The organism is Idiomarina sp. UBA3176 (genome assembly GCF_002364295.1).
GTDB lineage: Bacteria > Pseudomonadota > Gammaproteobacteria > Enterobacterales > Alteromonadaceae > Idiomarina > Idiomarina loihiensis.
Genome location: NZ_DEXU01000025.1, coordinates 63488 through 79352, shown reverse-complemented (window position 1 = coordinate 79352; position 15865 = coordinate 63488). Strand labels below are relative to the sequence as shown.

At 43.9% G+C, this 15865-nt stretch carries 21 protein-coding genes; 8 read left to right on the top strand and 13 right to left on the bottom strand.

Annotated features, from left to right (window positions below):
• The first annotated feature begins 52 nt into the window (after nt 1-52).
• Nucleotides 53-1732 carry a toxin-antitoxin system YwqK family antitoxin gene (locus B2U97_RS12670; protein WP_286822699.1) on the top strand — a complete coding sequence of 560 codons (1680 nt, stop codon included), beginning with the start codon at nt 53-55 and terminating at the stop codon, nt 1730-1732.
• 85 nt (nt 1733-1817) lie between these two features.
• On the opposite strand, the gene B2U97_RS12665 is transcribed toward B2U97_RS12670, so the two are convergent.
• Nucleotides 1818-2753 carry a D-2-hydroxyacid dehydrogenase gene (locus B2U97_RS12665; protein ID WP_272991090.1) on the bottom strand — a complete coding sequence of 312 codons (936 nt, stop codon included), beginning with the start codon at nt 2751-2753 and terminating at the stop codon, nt 1818-1820.
• A 207-nt stretch (nt 2754-2960) separates the two neighbouring features.
• On the opposite strand from B2U97_RS12665, the gene B2U97_RS12660 reads away from it, so the two are divergent.
• Together B2U97_RS12660 and B2U97_RS12655 are read left to right on the top strand one after the other, a co-directional pair.
• Entirely contained in the window at nt 2961-4004 is a 1044-nt protein-coding gene (locus B2U97_RS12660) for a hypothetical protein (RefSeq protein WP_272991088.1), read from the top strand.
• Nucleotides 4005-4014: 10 nt separating this feature from the next.
• Nucleotides 4015-4584 (top strand): LemA family protein, encoded by a 570-nt coding sequence (locus B2U97_RS12655; RefSeq protein ID WP_011234809.1) that lies wholly within the window; start codon nt 4015-4017, stop codon nt 4582-4584.
• Nucleotides 4585-4661: 77 nt separating this feature from the next.
• On the opposite strand, the gene B2U97_RS12650 is transcribed toward B2U97_RS12655, so the two are convergent.
• A complete protein-coding gene (locus tag B2U97_RS12650; RefSeq protein ID WP_272991086.1) occupies nt 4662-5477 on the bottom strand; it encodes an NAD-dependent protein deacetylase in 816 nt (271 codons plus the stop codon).
• 160 nt (nt 5478-5637) lie between these two features.
• Here B2U97_RS12650 and B2U97_RS12645 point away from each other — a divergent pair, with 160 nt between their 5' ends.
• Nucleotides 5638-6264 (top strand): OmpA family protein, encoded by a 627-nt coding sequence (locus tag B2U97_RS12645; RefSeq protein WP_273025122.1) that lies wholly within the window; start codon nt 5638-5640, stop codon nt 6262-6264.
• Nucleotides 6265-6308: 44 nt separating this feature from the next.
• Here the strand turns inward: B2U97_RS12645 and B2U97_RS12640 are convergent, their stop codons facing one another.
• On the bottom strand, nt 6309-6896 hold the full coding sequence (locus B2U97_RS12640) for a DUF938 domain-containing protein (RefSeq protein WP_286822697.1): 588 nt from the start codon (nt 6894-6896) through the stop codon (nt 6309-6311).
• 181 nt (nt 6897-7077) lie between these two features.
• Here B2U97_RS12640 and B2U97_RS12635 point away from each other — a divergent pair, with 181 nt between their 5' ends.
• Complete coding sequence (locus tag B2U97_RS12635; protein WP_286822696.1) at nt 7078-7473, top strand: carboxymuconolactone decarboxylase family protein; 396 nt, start codon at nt 7078-7080, stop codon at nt 7471-7473.
• Nucleotides 7474-7488: 15 nt separating this feature from the next.
• Entirely contained in the window at nt 7489-8268 is a 780-nt protein-coding gene (locus B2U97_RS12630) for a helix-turn-helix domain-containing protein (protein WP_286822695.1), read from the top strand.
• 81 nt (nt 8269-8349) lie between these two features.
• Here the strand turns inward: B2U97_RS12630 and B2U97_RS12625 are convergent, their stop codons facing one another.
• The 9 genes from B2U97_RS12625 to B2U97_RS12585 form a co-directional block, all read right to left on the bottom strand.
• Nucleotides 8350-8721, bottom strand: coding sequence for a nuclear transport factor 2 family protein (locus tag B2U97_RS12625; RefSeq protein WP_286822694.1), 372 nt, complete (start codon nt 8719-8721; stop codon nt 8350-8352).
• A gap of 75 nt (nt 8722-8796) precedes the next feature.
• Complete coding sequence (locus B2U97_RS12620; protein ID WP_286822692.1) at nt 8797-10035, bottom strand: RNA polymerase sigma factor; 1239 nt, start codon at nt 10033-10035, stop codon at nt 8797-8799.
• Between the two features lie 5 nt (nt 10036-10040).
• Entirely contained in the window at nt 10041-10385 is a 345-nt protein-coding gene (locus B2U97_RS12615) for a YciI family protein (RefSeq protein ID WP_286822691.1), read from the bottom strand.
• 63 nt (nt 10386-10448) lie between these two features.
• Nucleotides 10449-11957 carry a PH domain-containing protein gene (locus B2U97_RS12610; protein WP_286822690.1) on the bottom strand — a complete coding sequence of 503 codons (1509 nt, stop codon included), beginning with the start codon at nt 11955-11957 and terminating at the stop codon, nt 10449-10451.
• Nucleotides 11950-12492, bottom strand: a complete 543-nt coding sequence (locus B2U97_RS12605; protein WP_286822689.1) for a PH domain-containing protein — start codon at nt 12490-12492, stop codon at nt 11950-11952. Before B2U97_RS12605 ends, B2U97_RS12610 begins: the two co-directional genes overlap by 8 nt.
• Nucleotides 12493-12614: 122 nt before the next feature.
• Entirely contained in the window at nt 12615-13055 is a 441-nt protein-coding gene (locus B2U97_RS12600) for a BON domain-containing protein (protein WP_286822688.1), read from the bottom strand.
• A gap of 73 nt (nt 13056-13128) precedes the next feature.
• Nucleotides 13129-13425 carry a hypothetical protein gene (locus B2U97_RS12595; protein ID WP_286822687.1) on the bottom strand — a complete coding sequence of 99 codons (297 nt, stop codon included), beginning with the start codon at nt 13423-13425 and terminating at the stop codon, nt 13129-13131.
• Nucleotides 13426-13436: 11 nt separating this feature from the next.
• Nucleotides 13437-13808 (bottom strand): phage holin family protein, encoded by a 372-nt coding sequence (locus B2U97_RS12590; protein ID WP_286822685.1) that lies wholly within the window; start codon nt 13806-13808, stop codon nt 13437-13439.
• Entirely contained in the window at nt 13795-14052 is a 258-nt protein-coding gene (locus B2U97_RS12585; RefSeq protein ID WP_286822684.1) for a DUF883 family protein, read from the bottom strand. The genes B2U97_RS12590 and B2U97_RS12585 overlap by 14 nt, the downstream gene beginning before the upstream one ends.
• Nucleotides 14053-14286: 234 nt before the next feature.
• On the opposite strand from B2U97_RS12585, the gene B2U97_RS12580 reads away from it, so the two are divergent.
• Entirely contained in the window at nt 14287-14427 is a 141-nt protein-coding gene (locus B2U97_RS12580) for a DUF3149 domain-containing protein (RefSeq protein ID WP_081423223.1), read from the top strand.
• 16 nt (nt 14428-14443) lie between these two features.
• Nucleotides 14444-14758 (top strand): antibiotic biosynthesis monooxygenase family protein, encoded by a 315-nt coding sequence (locus tag B2U97_RS12575; RefSeq protein WP_286822683.1) that lies wholly within the window; start codon nt 14444-14446, stop codon nt 14756-14758.
• Here B2U97_RS12575 and B2U97_RS12570 read toward each other — a convergent pair.
• Nucleotides 14755-15750 carry a branched-chain amino acid aminotransferase gene (locus tag B2U97_RS12570; protein WP_286822682.1) on the bottom strand — a complete coding sequence of 332 codons (996 nt, stop codon included), beginning with the start codon at nt 15748-15750 and terminating at the stop codon, nt 14755-14757. The genes B2U97_RS12575 and B2U97_RS12570 overlap by 4 nt on opposite strands.
• Between the last annotated feature and the right edge of the window lie 115 nt (nt 15751-15865).

The following is a 15865-nucleotide window of genomic DNA, read 5'->3' as shown; positions in this document are numbered from 1 at the left end:
TCCGTAAAATCTGGGTAGAACCCTACTTTTTGCTATCGCTTCCAGTTTAATTGTGTCTAATGCCTTTGCTTTTTCTGCCGAGCAAAGCGAGCAGAATAATGAAGTGCCGAAAACAGTGGCTGAAGCTGAGAAGTCAATTAAATGGCTGGATGATGAATTACAGCCAACAGATGACAGAAGTGAAGCCGAATATTTATTAGATAAAGTAGAAAAGACAGACGGCGGTTTTCGCCTGTATATCAACTACATTGATGGCGGGCCTTATTATGAAACCGGTGCTGATTCCCTTAATTTTGCTGAGGCCATAGCGATTGGGCCGTATAAAACCTACTTTGAATCTGGTGTTTTAAGATCGGAAGGTCAGCGGGATACTAATGGTGAACAGCAAGGTGAAACCACCGTTTACTCCCAAAATGGTCATAAAAAACGTGAGATGACCTATAAAGATGGTGAGCTCAATGGACCTTACAGAACTTATGCGTCGACAGGTTACTTATTGACCGAAAAAACCATGAAAGACGGTGAACGTAATGGTTTGATGCGTCATTATTATGAAAATGGTCAGGTTAAGTATGAAGTTGAATATAAAGATGATGTTGAGCAAGGAATAGGAAAACGTTGGGACTTTGAAGGGAATTTGGTTAAAGAATCCTTTTATGAGGACGGTGTGCTCAATGGTTTGTCGACGGACTATTATGAGAATGGTTCGGTTAAACGAACGCAAGAATATAAAAATCGTAAACGAGTAGGCGAAACTAAGCTGTATTACGAGAACGGCGAGCTAAGGCAATATGAAAAGCGTAACGACGATGGAAAACTGCTTACATCCCGTAGCTATGATGAAAGCGGTCAGTTAACACGCTCAATGGAACATGTTGAAACCGCTGAGCATGGTTTAGTCGAAGAGAAAAAATGGTACAACGACTCGGAGCAACTGACTCGCTTAAATCGTCAGGCTGTTGATAATAGTTGGCGGTTAAACGAAAGCTATGACGAAGATGGAAACGTGCGAGACCGCCGCGAGTTTAAAGGCTACGATCTGCATGGCCTTTATATTTCCCGATATGGAAATGGTCTGGAAAAAGTCCGTTTCGTTGAAGGTAAACGGCATGGGCCTTATACGATAACGGATAAAGACGGAAAGGTTACGACGTCCGGTGAATACGACCATGGTAAGAAAGTCGGTGAATGGGTTTCAAAAGACAGCTACGGTAAGATAAACGAGCATTACGACGAAGAGGGTAAGCTTGATGGTGTCCGTGAAGTCTATGGTGAAAATGGCGACTTGCGTTTACGCGAGCACTATAAAGACGACTTGTTAGACGGGGCTTACCAGGAATACGCCGACGGTGAAATCGTTGTTGAAGGCGAGTATGTCGAGGGTAAACGCGAGGGAGAATGGCAAGTTGCGCTTGGCTATGCGCCTTATGAAATATCCCGGGGAAGCTATGAAAACGGCGTTAAAGTAGGGGAGTGGCGTACTTACTCTCCACAAGGTTACTTGCGTGGCGTTGAGTCCTTCGATAGTGAAGGCTACCTGGACGGTATTGTTGTCAACTTCACAGATGAAGGCGCATTGTTCAATATCAGCGAGTATAAAAGAGACAGGCGACATGGAAAAAGCTGGTCTTATACTCAGTCAGGGCAACCGTTTTCAATCTCGGTTTACGAGGATGGCCGGTTGAAAGATGAGCGCTTTGAGGATGAATTTGAACTGAGTGAATTCCCTTAAACGAAAGCTTATTAACCTTGACTAATACGTGTTGGCAGCGTGAAAATAGCTGCCAACACATTAATATTCGAAGTTAACTCAAGTTTTAGTTCTTTCCCTGAATACTCTGAATATTTTCTGCAGTAAGCTCCACAATACGCTGCCGTGCTTCAGGTGATGTCCAGGCGTTGTGAGGCGTGACAATCAGGTTTAATCCTTCGTTCATCGCATCCAACAAGGGGTTGCCATCTTTAGGTGGTTCCTGAGGCAGAACATCAGCGGCAACACCGCCAATTTTTCCCGCTCGTAGCGCTTCAGTTACATCCTGTTCATTGATAACACCACCTCGGGCATTATTAATAATCAGAGCGTCTTTTTTACAAAGTTTGAGATTATCTGCGTTAAGCAAATTTTTGGTGTCATTCGTTAACGGACAGTGAAAAGAGATGACGTCTGCAGAAGGTAGTAGCTCATTTAGCGTTGGCCGCGGATCATCTTTCTTTCCGGGGCGTGCTGAGAACTCAACGTGTATCCCCAAAGCTTCTGCCAGAGTTTTTACCTCCTGGCCGAGCTCACCAGAGCCAACAATAACTAACTTCTTGCCGGCTAGTTGAATAATGGATGGGTCTAACAGGCAGAACATGGACGAACTTTGCCAGTCACCGGCTGCGACTCGTTTTTGCATAACAGGTTGCTTAGTCGCCAGCGAAAGCATCATCATTAAAGTATGCTGAACCACGCTCTCTGTACCGTAAGCTTCAACATTTTTAACCGGAATATTCAGCTTTTTTGCTGCCGCTAAGTCAATATTGTTCATTCCGGTGGCTAACACGCAAATTAGCTTTAACTGCTCAGCGGTCTCAATAGCCTGTTCATTAATGACGACTTTATTTGTTATAACAATTTCAGCATCGTTAATCCGCTCATTAACCTGCTCGGGCGTTGTTGAATCATATAAAATCAGCTCGTCGACGGACTTTTCAATGGCGGAAAGATCAATACCTTTGCCCAGGGTTTCTGCATCGAGTATGACAGCTTTCATTAATTACCTCTTAATGGCGTCTTTGTTTGCATAGGAGCTAAACATCTTACCAGAAATTATAAAAACACATTTAGTTAGGCTTAATTTCGTTTTTTAGCACCATTTAGAGTCATGGAACCAGTTTGTTATGGGCCGAGTTTTACAAATATTGACTGGTATCGAAAAGACCGAAGCATTAAACTGACCACCAAATTTTAACTAATTTATATGTTGATTGCCGTGCTCTATCAGAAAAACAACAAAGCTCTTATTGAATTGCTAAAGCGCACTGAAACTCAGGCGCATAACAGCCGTACCCGCGAGAATCTCGACGCGGTTATTGATGACCTGAAAGCCTTTTCTGGAAGCTACCAGTTTAATATGAAAGCTTACTGGATAGCCTTTACTGTTCTTCTGTTGGCAACCTCCGCATTAACATACTGGGATTGGTCTCAGTGGCAACGTTTTCAGCAAAGTACCTGGATTATTCTGGCCGTAGGTAGTGTTTTAACTTTGGTTGCCGGAATTACCGCTTTTTACCCGGGCAGGCTTATGACCAAGGCGTCGCATGCTTTACTGCAACGCGATGGTTTACTGGATAATGACTTGTCGCCTGCTGTATTTGAGAGCAGAACTGCGTCAAATGAGTTCCAGCAACGCTTCAGTGACTTTAACCGCGGTAATTACAAGCGTGAAATTCACGCGCTTTATGATGGAAGCTACAGCGGCAGCGAATATTCCTTTCAGTATCAGTATTATCACTTTCACTATGTTGATGAGCGGATTGTCACTGAAACCTATACGGACAGCAAAGGTGAGGTAAGAACACGCAGAAAGAAAGTGTACGATCATTATGATCGCTACGGGCTTATTTTGCCTTTCGGCTTGTTACGCAATGTTGCTGTTGTAGGTTTTGGCCTTCCTGGGGCAGGAAAAGCCACCTATAAGCCTGCGTCCAACCGGTTTAACAAAGAGTTTAAAGTGGTAGCTGCCAGTGAATTGGAAGCTGCAAAAGCGATGAAACCAACCGTGGTTATCGCTTTTGAAGAGTTCTTTGAGGTACTATCGCAGATGAATTTCGAGGTGAATGACGCCGGTGATTTGTGTCTTTCGTTCGCGGACAAAGACCTTATTGCCACAACTAAAGACGCTAAGATATGCGACTATGAGGCTTTTATTGAAGCTCTGGACGGCGAGCAGGAATTTGCAAAGTTAAGAACGTCGCTTGATTTTATTCACTATTTAATGACCAAATTAGACAGTAACTTTTAGGAGTAAAACAATGACAGGAACATGGATAGCTATTGGCATAGCCCTTGTTTTAGTGATAGCCGTTATTGCTATATATAACGCCATTATTAGCCGCGCAAATGCTGTCGAGAGAGCATGGGCTAATGTTATTACACAAGAGCGTCAAAAAAATAAAATTATTCCGCACTTAGAAGATGTCGTGAAAGACTATAAAGAGTTTGAGCAGGGCACTCTGACTAAAGTGACCGAATTGCGTAGCGCTCTGCAGGGGTTGGATAGTGGTAAAGTCGATACGGCTAAACTTGAGCAGGCGGAAGCCAGGACTGGCGAGCTGCTTAAAAGCCTTAACGTTACTGTCGAGAACTACCCGGAACTGAAGGCTTCAGAAACTTATCAGAAATTGATGAGAGAAATTACCGACCAGCAGGAAAACATTGGTGCGGCAATTCGCATCTTTAACCAGAACGTAGAAGACTTTAACAACGGTATTGAAGTGTTCCCAAATTCATTGGTTAACTCTATGCTGAACCATAAAGAAAAAATAAAAACTTTCTCCGACTCTCAGGCTGAAGAAGGTTTTGAGTACAAGCCGAATATTTAAGGTTTTCTGAACTAGCCCGGGAGAGCCCGTTTATTTTCACGCGGGCGCTCAGCCCGGAAAGAATAACTGCCAGTAGTTCATGCTAGTACGTCCTTGATAGAGCAGTTGAGCTTTAGAGTTGCCAGGTCATCGGCTCGTGTTTTCCCCAGAGTTAACAGAGCGACAGGTTGATTGTTTTGGTGAGCCTGGCGGGCAAAGCGATAACCGGAAAAGACCATAAGTGAGGTACCAATAGCCAGCAGGGCGTTGCTGTCTTCTATAGCCTTTTGAGCTTCTTCAACCCGTGGGCGGGGCACGCTGTCACCAAAGTACACGACATCCGGTTTTAGAATACCGCCGCAGCTTTGGCAGGCGGCGACTTTAAATTGTTCAAAGTCGGCTTCAAGGTCAGCGTCGCCGTCCGGTGCGGCGGTTGCCTCTAGGGTCGCAAAGTCCGGGTTCAATTCCAGGCTGCGTTCATGCATCTCCAACCGTGGGGTTATTTCCCTACAGCTCATGCAAACCATGTCGTTGGCGTATCCGTGTAAGTTAATGACATGCGTGGCTCCGGCTTTTTGGTGCAAGCCGTCGACATTCTGCGTGATAACACAGCCAATAAGTCCTTGCTGCTGTAATTCTGCTATTGCGTAATGCGCTGAGTTAGGCTTCGCGTGATAAAGCACGGGCCAGCCAAATAAGCTCCGCGCCCAGTACCTTTTTCGTACTGCTTCGCTGCGCATGTAATCCTGATGCTGAACCGGAGGTGTGCGCTTCCATTCGCCTTTATTATCGCGATAGTCAGGAATTCCTGAGTCTGTACTTATGCCTGCGCCGGTAATGACTGTTACGGGAGCATTGTCTCGCAAGAACGTTATTAAAGCCTTACGAGCCTCGGTAGGGTCAGTTATTGTCATATTAATGGAAACGCATATGTGAGTTACTACTTTTATAATAAGTTATCACTGCTGGGCATTAAGAGAAAATAAGTTAAGTAAAAAATCCGCAAATCTCATCAGTGACTATACTAAATCATGCTAGCTTTTTGGGCATTCATTGTTTTGATGGAGTTAGAGTATGAAAAAGTTAGTTTTGACTATGATGTTCTCTTCGTTAGCACTTGTGGGTTGTGAAAATATGAGTAACACCCAGAAAGGCGCGTCTATTGGTGCTGTCACTGGAGCTTTGCTGGGTAAAGGTACGGGCGATCATGATAAAAGCCGTTATGTCTGGGGCGCGGCGGTAGGCGCGTTGGCCGGAGGTGCTATAGGCTCTTATATGGATAAGCAGGAAGAAGAGTTCCGGGAAGAACTGGCTGACAGTGGTGTGAAGGTAATACGTGACGGTGATAACCTGCGTTTGCAGTTACCCAGTAACATTACGTTTGCTACCGGCAGTGCGAATATTTCTCAAAGCTTCAACCCAGTACTGGACGATGTTGCGCGAGTACTGAAAAAGTACGAAAAAACCACCATGCTGATAGAAGGGCACACCGACAGTACAGGCTCTGCTGAATACAACCAGCAACTGTCGTTAAATCGTGCTAATGCGGTACGCAATAATTTAGTGGGTAACGGCGTGGACTCCCGCAGGGTAACAACCGAAGGTTATGGAGAAAGTATGCCTGTTGCAGATAACGATACCGAAAGCGGACGTCAGTTAAACCGTCGGGTAGAGTTACGTATTGTTCCCAATACTAAATAACGGGCCTTAGCTTTCGTTAGCCCTTATCACTTATCAATAAAGGGCTAACGTTTAAGTTCCAGCAGCTGGTTATTGGCCGGCAAAGCGTGCATCTTTTTCAGTTCAAAGCCTTGCTGATTGGCCAGCTCTGCAATCCATTGCCAATCACGTATTCCCATGTCGCTGTTACGCGATTGCAGCGACTGGTGAAAGCGACGATTACTGTCGCTGGTAAAATGACCGTTGTCGTTAAAAGGTCCGTAAATACATAAACGCTCCACACTACTAAGCTCCCCTCCCAAATGCTCGAAGAGCCTTTCAACCCCTTCTTTGGGCATAATATGGCAGGTATTTGCGGTGAAAAGAGCATTGAATGTTCCTTCCGGTGCGTCTGCAAACACATTAAATTCAACCGGTAATGGCTGGTCGGCTACACCTTCTTGTTTTATCCGGGCTGTTACTCCCGGTAGGTACTCTTTCTGATCACTGGCTTGCCAATGAATATTAGGCAGTTGGCTGGCAAAGTACACGGCATGTTGGCCTGTACCACTGCCTACTTCCAGAGCACGAGTGCAGTCTGAAAACGCTGTTTTAAGAACCTGGAGTATAGGATCTTTGTTGTTTTCACAGGCTTGCGAGAAAGGTAATTCCATATAAGGTCACTGTGGTTGTGTCGAATAACTTAAGAGAAAAACGACTAAAAGATAGCACATGTCCGAATTTTACAATAACCGCAGTGCAATACTTTATAGCTTAGCTATTAAAAACTGGCAGGAGATTTTGTGATGATTAACAGTAATCGTGTGAACCCTTATTTCCAGAAACCCTGAGGTTATGAAAGTTTTCTCAGAGTTAAATCAGGTGGTTGAGCATTCGACACTAGATAAGTCGTTGGCAGCACTGATTAAACTAAGAGTTTCCCAACTAAACACCTGCAGTTTTTGTGTTTCATTACACTATACTGAAGCTGTTGACGCGGGAATTAGCCCGGCTAAGCTGAGTTCTCTGGATGTAGCTCAGGAGCTTCCAGAGTTCACTGAACAGGAAAAAGCGGTTCTGGAGTGGGCGGAGTGTTTGACCTTTTTAACCAAAGGGAAAATTGCGGCTGATAAATTTGATCGTCTGGCAAAGGTGTTAGATGAGAGTGATATTGTTACCTTGACCGCGCTGATCAATTTAGTGAATGCCTGGAATCGGTTTGCTAAAGGCTTTGCGTACGGGGTTAATTGACGGACAGGAACTGAAGTGGATAACAACGATATTGTCTTTTCATTGCCAGCTTTATCATTGCGTCCCTATATTACGCATTACTGGCTGAGCCGAAATAATCATGACTCACATTGCCCGATTTTGCCTGACGGGACTATCGATGTGGTTTTTAATATTCGTATGTCCGGCAGTATTAATCGCGTCTACGGTGCGGTTACCCACAGAATAGATTATCCACTTGATCTGGGTAGCCGCTATTTGGGCATAAATTTTAAACCCGGGCAAAGCCGGCATTTTTTGACTGCTGCGGCTAATGAGTTTACCGATTACTATGAAGCGGCAGAAGAAACTATGGCGTTATCATTTAACGGAGTTGAAGAGACCTTGTGCGGTGGAAATATTTTCCGGAAACTGGATGTTTTATTAGAGTCTCATCTTCAGCAGAAGCCGCCTTCAACGTCGCCGATTGACCGATTAATCAAAGCACTAGAGGTTCATAAAGGTCAGCTATCACTAGCTGAATGTGCACATCTTTACGGGAAAAGTATTCGCCAGCTTCAACGAGACTTTATTCAGGCTGTTGGTATTTCAGTTAAGCTTTATGCTCAAATTATTCGTTTTCATTTTGCCTCTAAAGAGCTTTTAAAAGGCCACCATAATTTGGCCGGGCTTGCTGCCAGCCTCGGTTATACCGATCAAAGTCATATGAATCGTGATTTTCGTCGTTTTACAGAGTTATCTCCGTTAGCTTTTTCAGCCAGTGATGCCGCTTTTATACAAGATCGATATTTTCGCTTCCTTGATAACCGATTTTGAAGTGAAAGGCATTTGGTTTGCTTTGAATGCTGTTTTATAGGCAAGTCTAAAAGCCCCTACAGGTAACTGTAGGGGCTTTTGCTATTCGCAACCCATGCCTTCACCGAATTTAACGCAATAGGCTGTTAAGGTACTAATTTTGTTGTTTGTTAAAGTGTAAATATCGCAAAAAGCAAAACGTTGTTCAGGCTTAGTGCCGGTAACGGTTATTTCGCCGGTTATCGCCGCTTGTTCTCCATTTATAACGACTTTATCGTGAGTAATGGTTGCTTTCCCATCACCGCAATCCATGTTTTTCAACCAGTCGGCGAATGCGGCTTTGCCTTTCACTGCCTCTTCGCAATTTGCCATACGAAATTGAAAGTCCTCGCTGATGGCGTTCAGAATAATGCTGGTATCTTGAGTTGCCCAGGCATTACTGAAGTCTTTTAAGAATTGCTCTGTATTCTGCATAACGTTTCTCCTTAAGAGTAATGAAGGTGAACTTCATTTAATAGTCGTTTCATTAGATGGAGAATCGACAGAAAATCATGAGTTATTTAGTTTTTTTAATTGCTCTTGTAAATACCTGCGCTCTGCAGACTGACTGCTCAGTTCAATGGCTTGTTGATAGCATTTTGCGGCCTTTCGTAATTCTTTCAGTTGTCGATAAAAGTCCGCCTGACAGGCATGGAATAAATGATAATGCTCTAATTTACCTGAATGGTTTAACTGTTCAATGGCTTTTAAACCGCTTTCGGGGCCAAAGGCCATGGATAATGCCACCGCTCGATTGAGTGCTACGACTGGGGTATTCTGCATGTTTAGCAGAAGATCATAAAATGCGAGAATTTCCCGCCAGTTGGTATCTTTATAATGTTCAGCATTGGCGTGAAGTCCGGCAATAGCGGCTTGTATGGTATATGGCCCAATGTCCGGCCTTGGCAAGATACTTTGCAGCAAACTGTCTGCCTCGGTAATTTGCTGTTGGTCCCAAAGGCTTCTGTCTTGTTCTTCAAGTCGCAGCAATTGCCCCTTGTCGTTGGTTCGAGCCGTCCGGCGTGCAGACTGGAACAACATGAGTGCAAGTAGACCTTTTGTCTCGGTGGTATCAAGTAGTAATGATAGCTGTTGGGTTAAATGTATGGCTTCGTCCATAAGTGCTGAATTAATTAAACTTTCGCCTGATGAGGCGCAATAACCCTCGTTAAAAACAAGATAAATCACTTGTAGAACGGTATTCAGTCTCTTTGGTAATTGTTGTTTTTCGGGCACCTCGTATGGGATAGCGGCTTCACGAATTTTACGCTTAGCACGTACAATGCGTTGCGCGATAGTGGTGGGTTTTTGCAGAAAGGCACTGGCAACCTGCTCTGTGGTTAATCCACAAACTTCGCGTAAGGTTAGAGCTATACGTGCATCTTCCGGCAGTGCAGGGTGGCAGCAAGTGAAAATCAACCTAAGTTGATCGTCATTAATTTCATGCTCCGGAAAACTGAGCGAATAATCAGGCTCTTCATGCTCTTGTTCTGTAACCCAGGCCTTTTGTCGCTGTTGTTTACGTAGTCGGTCAATGGCTTTAAAGCGCCCGGTTGAGATTAACCAGGCACGTGGTTGTCGTGGAATACCCTCGGTAGGCCATTGCTTTAAAGCGGCAGAAAAAGCGTCCTGCATCGCTTCTTCTGCAAGTTCGAAGTCGCCGAGTAATCGAATTAAAGTCGCCAGCACTCTGCGTGACTGCTGCTTATAAAGTAATGACACCTGTTGCTGAATACTAAGTCCGGGCATTAAAGTTAAATATCCAGATTCCGTACGGGTCTGACTTCAATACAACCGACTCGCGCGGCGGGAATGCCCTTTGCGTAATCAATCGCATGATTGAGATCCCGCGCTTCAATCATATAAAAGCCGACTAATTGTTCTTTTGTTTCAGCAAAAGGACCGTCAGTGATGATAACTTCGTCACCACGCGGCCTTATGGTGGTGGCTGTTTCTATAGACTCGAGAGCTTCGCCTGCGATAAAAGTAGCGGAGGAATGCTGCTGTTCCGCATATGCGTTACATTCTGAGTCTTCAGGGCTCTCAGGGAGACTGTGCAGTTGCTTTTCATTGGCATAGACTAAACAAAGATACTTCATAACATTCACCTCTTCTTTACTTTTAGTTTAGTCGAATGAGGGAAAAGAAAATCGACACCTTTTTTACATCCAGGATTTTTTCAATGCTTCCACCTGATAAAGGCAGGAGTCTATGAGTTCCTCACCAGTTTGCGCGTTAATAAAAGGCAGGGTTTGCCCACCAGAAGCCAGTACAAATTTTACCGAACATAACTGAAAGCGGCGCATAAACCAGCTTTGCGAAAACTTTGTCTGCTGAACTTTGTGAATAGGGAAGCAGCGGTAATTCACTCCAATAAGGCCTTTTCTGAGATAAACAAAGTTATTGTCAATTGCATAGCCGCGGCGTTTCCAGGCCAGAATGATAAAGGCAGTAGACAGCACAAAGGCAGCAATTGAAGCTATTGCCAGTTCTGTTTTTTCAAAATAAGTAAGCACGGAGGCAAGAGGGACAAACAGCCAAAAGGCGATGAGCGTGTTTCTAATAGCCAGTCGCTTGCTGACCGGGTTATAGCTTATGCTGCTTAATTGATTATTGGGCCAGGTTTCTGTTGCCAATTTATGTGCTTCTTCGAGAGTAACCGATGGCACAATAATTTTTCCACCTGAAGTTCCTGCGGACTGGCGCTCAAAGTTGGCATTGAGCTGTTCGAATTTTAAGTTAACTCTTTGCAGCACGCGATCGAGCCAGTTTTGTTGTAAAGCAATCATTTGCAGTCGTGACAGCTTCATAACGACTTCGTGACGGGTAAAAAGTCCGTTGCGGCGAATATAACGATCGTCGCTGCGAGTTAACTTAAAGTCGTAGAAGGTGATTACAGAACCTAAGACAGAAATTAATGCCATTAGGGCAATAACAATAAAGGCGATAGAAAAGAAGAATAATACGTACTGCCAGAATGCGTATTGCGAAGAGGCCATAAGCGCATCAACGTCCACTCCGAAGCTTTCTATGCCTTCAACAACCCTGTCTGAAAAGGAGTTAAAGAAAGGCGCTAACGCACCCAATACAATCCAGATACGATTACTGGCCAGGCCATGAATAACTAAGTCCCGCATGGAGCGTGAATTTAGCAGGCGTTCCTCATTAGGTTGAGGTTGGTGGTCTGTTGCTTGATGAGTATCTTCGGTTTTATGAGCGAGTATTTCTTGTTTTAGAGACTCGGCTACGTTTTTGGGTAAAGCAATAATTTTTGCTTCGAGTTTATTGGAACCGGCCGTGTCCAGAAGCATGCAGACATGATTCGCTGGACGGTAGAAAATGGGTTGTTCAAAACGGACATTCTGTATGCGCTCGAAGGGAAGGTCGATATGGGTTTTCTGGAACACTCCGGAATGAATCTGAACTCGACCTTCGCTCAACCGATATTGATAGAAATAAAATTTGAGCAAAGCGGAGATAGCAACAAAGATTAATAGAGCGCCAAGCCCCGATAGTATTATTAAGGCATTTTCGGAAAACTGATTGTAGCCAACAAAAATAGCCGGCAGTAAATAAAATAAGTTGTTACCAATGGTTTTGATGAACTGAACAGCGAAATAAATAATCGCTACGGGTGATAGTTTCAGCCATTGGTCCTGATAACTAGTCATTGGCTGTGATGTCGCTATGGGTTAGTACGTAGGAACGGATTTCACGAGCTTTCTCTTCTGGTAAACCCTGTATTGCGAAAGTGTGCATGGTTCCGCCGGCGCTAAAAATTTCCAAACTGGCCAGTCCAAAGTGTCGGTCAATGGGCCCATGTTTTAATTCAACATGCTGAATACGTAAAATAGGCTGACTGACTACTGACTGGAATATAACACCACTACGATAGCTAAAGTCGTGCTCACGTATGGCATATCCTTTATTTTTGTCAGCTAAAATGCCATAAGCCGAACTTAATAAGCCAAACCCTCCGGCAGCTAATTGTATCTGAGGCAAATAAAGCTCGAGCAGCTTAGGAAGAGCAACCCAAGGCTGCCAATAAAGAATTAATAGGGCACTCACTACCACTAACCAAAAAACTAAGCGGCACATTAGATTGACCTTAATATAGGTGTTACTTAGTGGTGTAAAGTATTGAGCACTCACCTGCGGAAGGTCTTCAGGTGTTATGGGATGATTGCTAAATGCATCTTTTGACATAGTTTGGATTCTTATTTTTGTTATGTCGTAAAGTTATCAGTAATCTACTCGGTGTTCTAGTTCTAAGGGTATAAAAAAAGCGGCTTAGAAGCCGCTTTTTACCAGGGAGTATTTAAAAATAATTAATCTTCTTCGCGAACCTGAATATCGTTTTCGATGTCTTTAACACCTTTCACTGTAGCCGCCAAGTTTTCTGCGGTATCGATATCGGCATCGTTCTCAACGAAACCTGACAATTGAACAATTCCGTTGTTCGTTTCAACATTGATATCCATGCTGCTCAGGTTATCGTCTTCGAAGATAACTGCTTTGACTTTAGTGGTGATGACAGCATCATCAACATATTCACCAGCGTCTTCAGCTTTTTCCTCAGTGTAGCTTTTTGCTTCCTGAGCTTTGTCTTCAGTTTCTTGCATCGCGTTTTCAGTTTTATCTTCAGCTTGCTGCATAGTCTTTTCAGCTTTTGATTCCGCTTTTTCGGTTTCAGCGTCACTGCAGCCCGAAAGAGTCAGCATTGAAATTGCGATTAAACTTGCTGGTAGTGCCATTTTAAAGTTCTTCATGGGTAACCTCCTGTTATTAAAAAATCATTACCACACTCACTATAGCTGTAACTGTAAGAGTTTACGGTCACCTTTACAGATGTTTTGCAAAACTGCTGGCGCTTTGTACACCAGCAATTAACCTAAATACTTTAATTACTATATTTGTGGCGGATTTTTTCTCGCCGGAAGACTTTGTTTGTTTTTTCGGTCTACCCGACATTTCTCCGATAAAAAAACCTGCGCCTGCGGCAACGCAAAGAGCCGTGGGAGAGGCTAGTTTGTCATGAGTTGTTGAAATAACGCTTTGTGAACGAACCTTAACAGCTAATTTACGCAGCTGAAGGTCTTTTTTCGTTTGCGCTATTTGATAATCAAGGCTTGATGCCATAAGCTCTCCACTTAAAGACTGCTGCTGGTTTCTGCAAAAAGTAGATCGCGACTTCGTCGTTTTATATATCTAACAATATAAAAAGCCGCTGCCAGATGAACGACGGCAACAATGATTAATGCTGTTGTTAAAGATATTACACTACTATTTACAACCGCTATTACAGCAGCCGTAACTAAAACTGCCCACGCCGTAAAAGCTAAGCAAGCGGCCAGCACAGCGAAAGCGACCATACGCACAAAGCTCTCCCCAGCTCTACGGGTTTCCATACCCGCGAGCTGAAGTTGAGCTTTAACAACACCTCGAACTTCGCTTTCCAGAGCCTGAACCTGTTTAAGTAGGCTTTCTGTTTCGTTCGTATCGGTTTGATTATGAGCGGTCACTGAACAGCCTGCTTAATAAATAGCCACTTGCGGCCGCAATACCTAAAGATTTAATTGGGTTATCTTTAACGTAATCAGTTGCAGTTGAAAGCCATTTTTCCTGAGTTGCTTTAAGGTCTTGCCCTTTTTCCCCCAGGTTGTCAGAGGCATGCTTAGCTGCGTCCGCCACTTTATCGATGGTGTCGTGAGCTTTATTTGCAGACTTGTTTACTGCGTCTTCTGCTTTTGCTTGATTATTACTCATAATACCCTCGGTTTTTATTGAATGTACCTATTAAGGAAAGACGTAAATTCGGATATACGCAAATTTTTTACACTGCTTTACAAACTGTAAAGATGAATATTTTTCGGTATTCGATAGGAATAAACTAAAAAGCCCCTAAAAAGATCAGTGTTATTCTTGTTATTGATTGGGATCAATATCGTCATTGTCAAGTTTGAATAAACTGAAATCAAGAATTCAAACAGGGGAATTACCATGAGTTTATGGCAAGAGTTTTTTAAAGATCCGGTCATCTTTTTTTCTTTTACAGGCTTAGCTATTGTTATTGGCATGTGTGTTTTTTACGCTATTTTCTTTTACTTAAAAATGGTTAAATCAGAGAATAAACGTAAATAGCGCTGAAAGAGGATCTATGAAGTATATTTTTCAGGTTCGTATCAAAGAAGGTCATACGGCAGAGGAGTATGCGGAAGCCTGGGTCAAAGCCAGTGAAATTATCCAGCGAGCGCAAGGAGCCCGAGGTACGGAGTTACACCGCAAAATTGGTGATGACAAAACGTTAATAGCCATAGCGTCGTGGGATAGCAAAGAAAAGCGCGACGCTATGGAAGGGCAACATAACTCCGAAGTGGCTAAAATTATTCGCAGTGCTGCCCCATTTTGTGAAATAACACCTTTAGGCGAATTTGAAGACCCCGAATGGGTGGTATTGCCGCCTAAAGGTTAGATTTTAGTTAGCCAACCGTGTTTATCTTCCGCTTTGCCCCATTGAATATCATTCAGTGCTTTACGTAATTTCAGCGTGGTAGCACCTGAGTTCCCGTTACCGACAGGAAACTCTTTTCCGTTATGAATTAATGTACCAACTGGTGCAAGTACCGCAGCGGTACCGGATAAAGCCGCTTCACTATCGGGTTTTGAGGCGCGCTCCAGCAGTTCATCTACACTAAGCTCTCGTTCCGATACTGTCATTCCCATATCGCGCGCAATGGTGAGAATAGAGTCTCGGGTTACGCCATGCAGAAAGCTAGTGTCCAATGCTTTGGTGATAATTTCGTTGCCGTCAATAAGCAAGAAGTTGGCGGCTCCCGTTTCCTGCACATCGCCATTAGGGCAGAACAACACTTGATCCGCATTCACGGATTCCCGTGCCTGAAGAATGGGCTGTAACGCACTGGCGTAGTTGCCGCCGCTTTTAACCATACCCATGTGAGCCGCGCAACGTGAACCGTCTTCCTCGAGCAACAAACGCAGGGTTTTATCGCCGCCGGAAAAGTAATCACCGACAGGCGATAACAACACATAAAGCATTGATGAGCTGGTTGGCGAGGCGGCTTTGCCAATAGCCGCTTCGGTACCAATGTGAGTAGGGCGTATGTACATTGAACCCGGTGGTTTCGGAACTTCGTCGCTGAAGTGCTTCACAACATCTGTAATCATTTTTTGCAGCAAGTTGGCATCAAATGCCGGTAAGGAAAGCAAACGGCTGCTTTGTTGCATGCGCTCAATGTTGCGGTTCATACGAAATAGATTAATAGAGCCATTATCATGGCGAAACGCCTTTAATCCTTCAAAACAAGTGCTGGCGTAATGCAGAACATGAGCTCCGGGGTGTAACTGTATTGCGTCAGAAGAGACTAATTCAGGTTTACTCCAGTCTGAATTCTCGAAAGTTGCCATCGTCATTTGTGGCATAAATACGGTGCCAAAGGCTGCCATAGGGATGTCCTGATCTAGAAAATAATGCGCAGTAATATACCATAATTTTTAACATTCGGATGACTCTGGCGGTTTGCTTCTTTCGCATCATGCTCGTACATTGAGGAACTGTGAT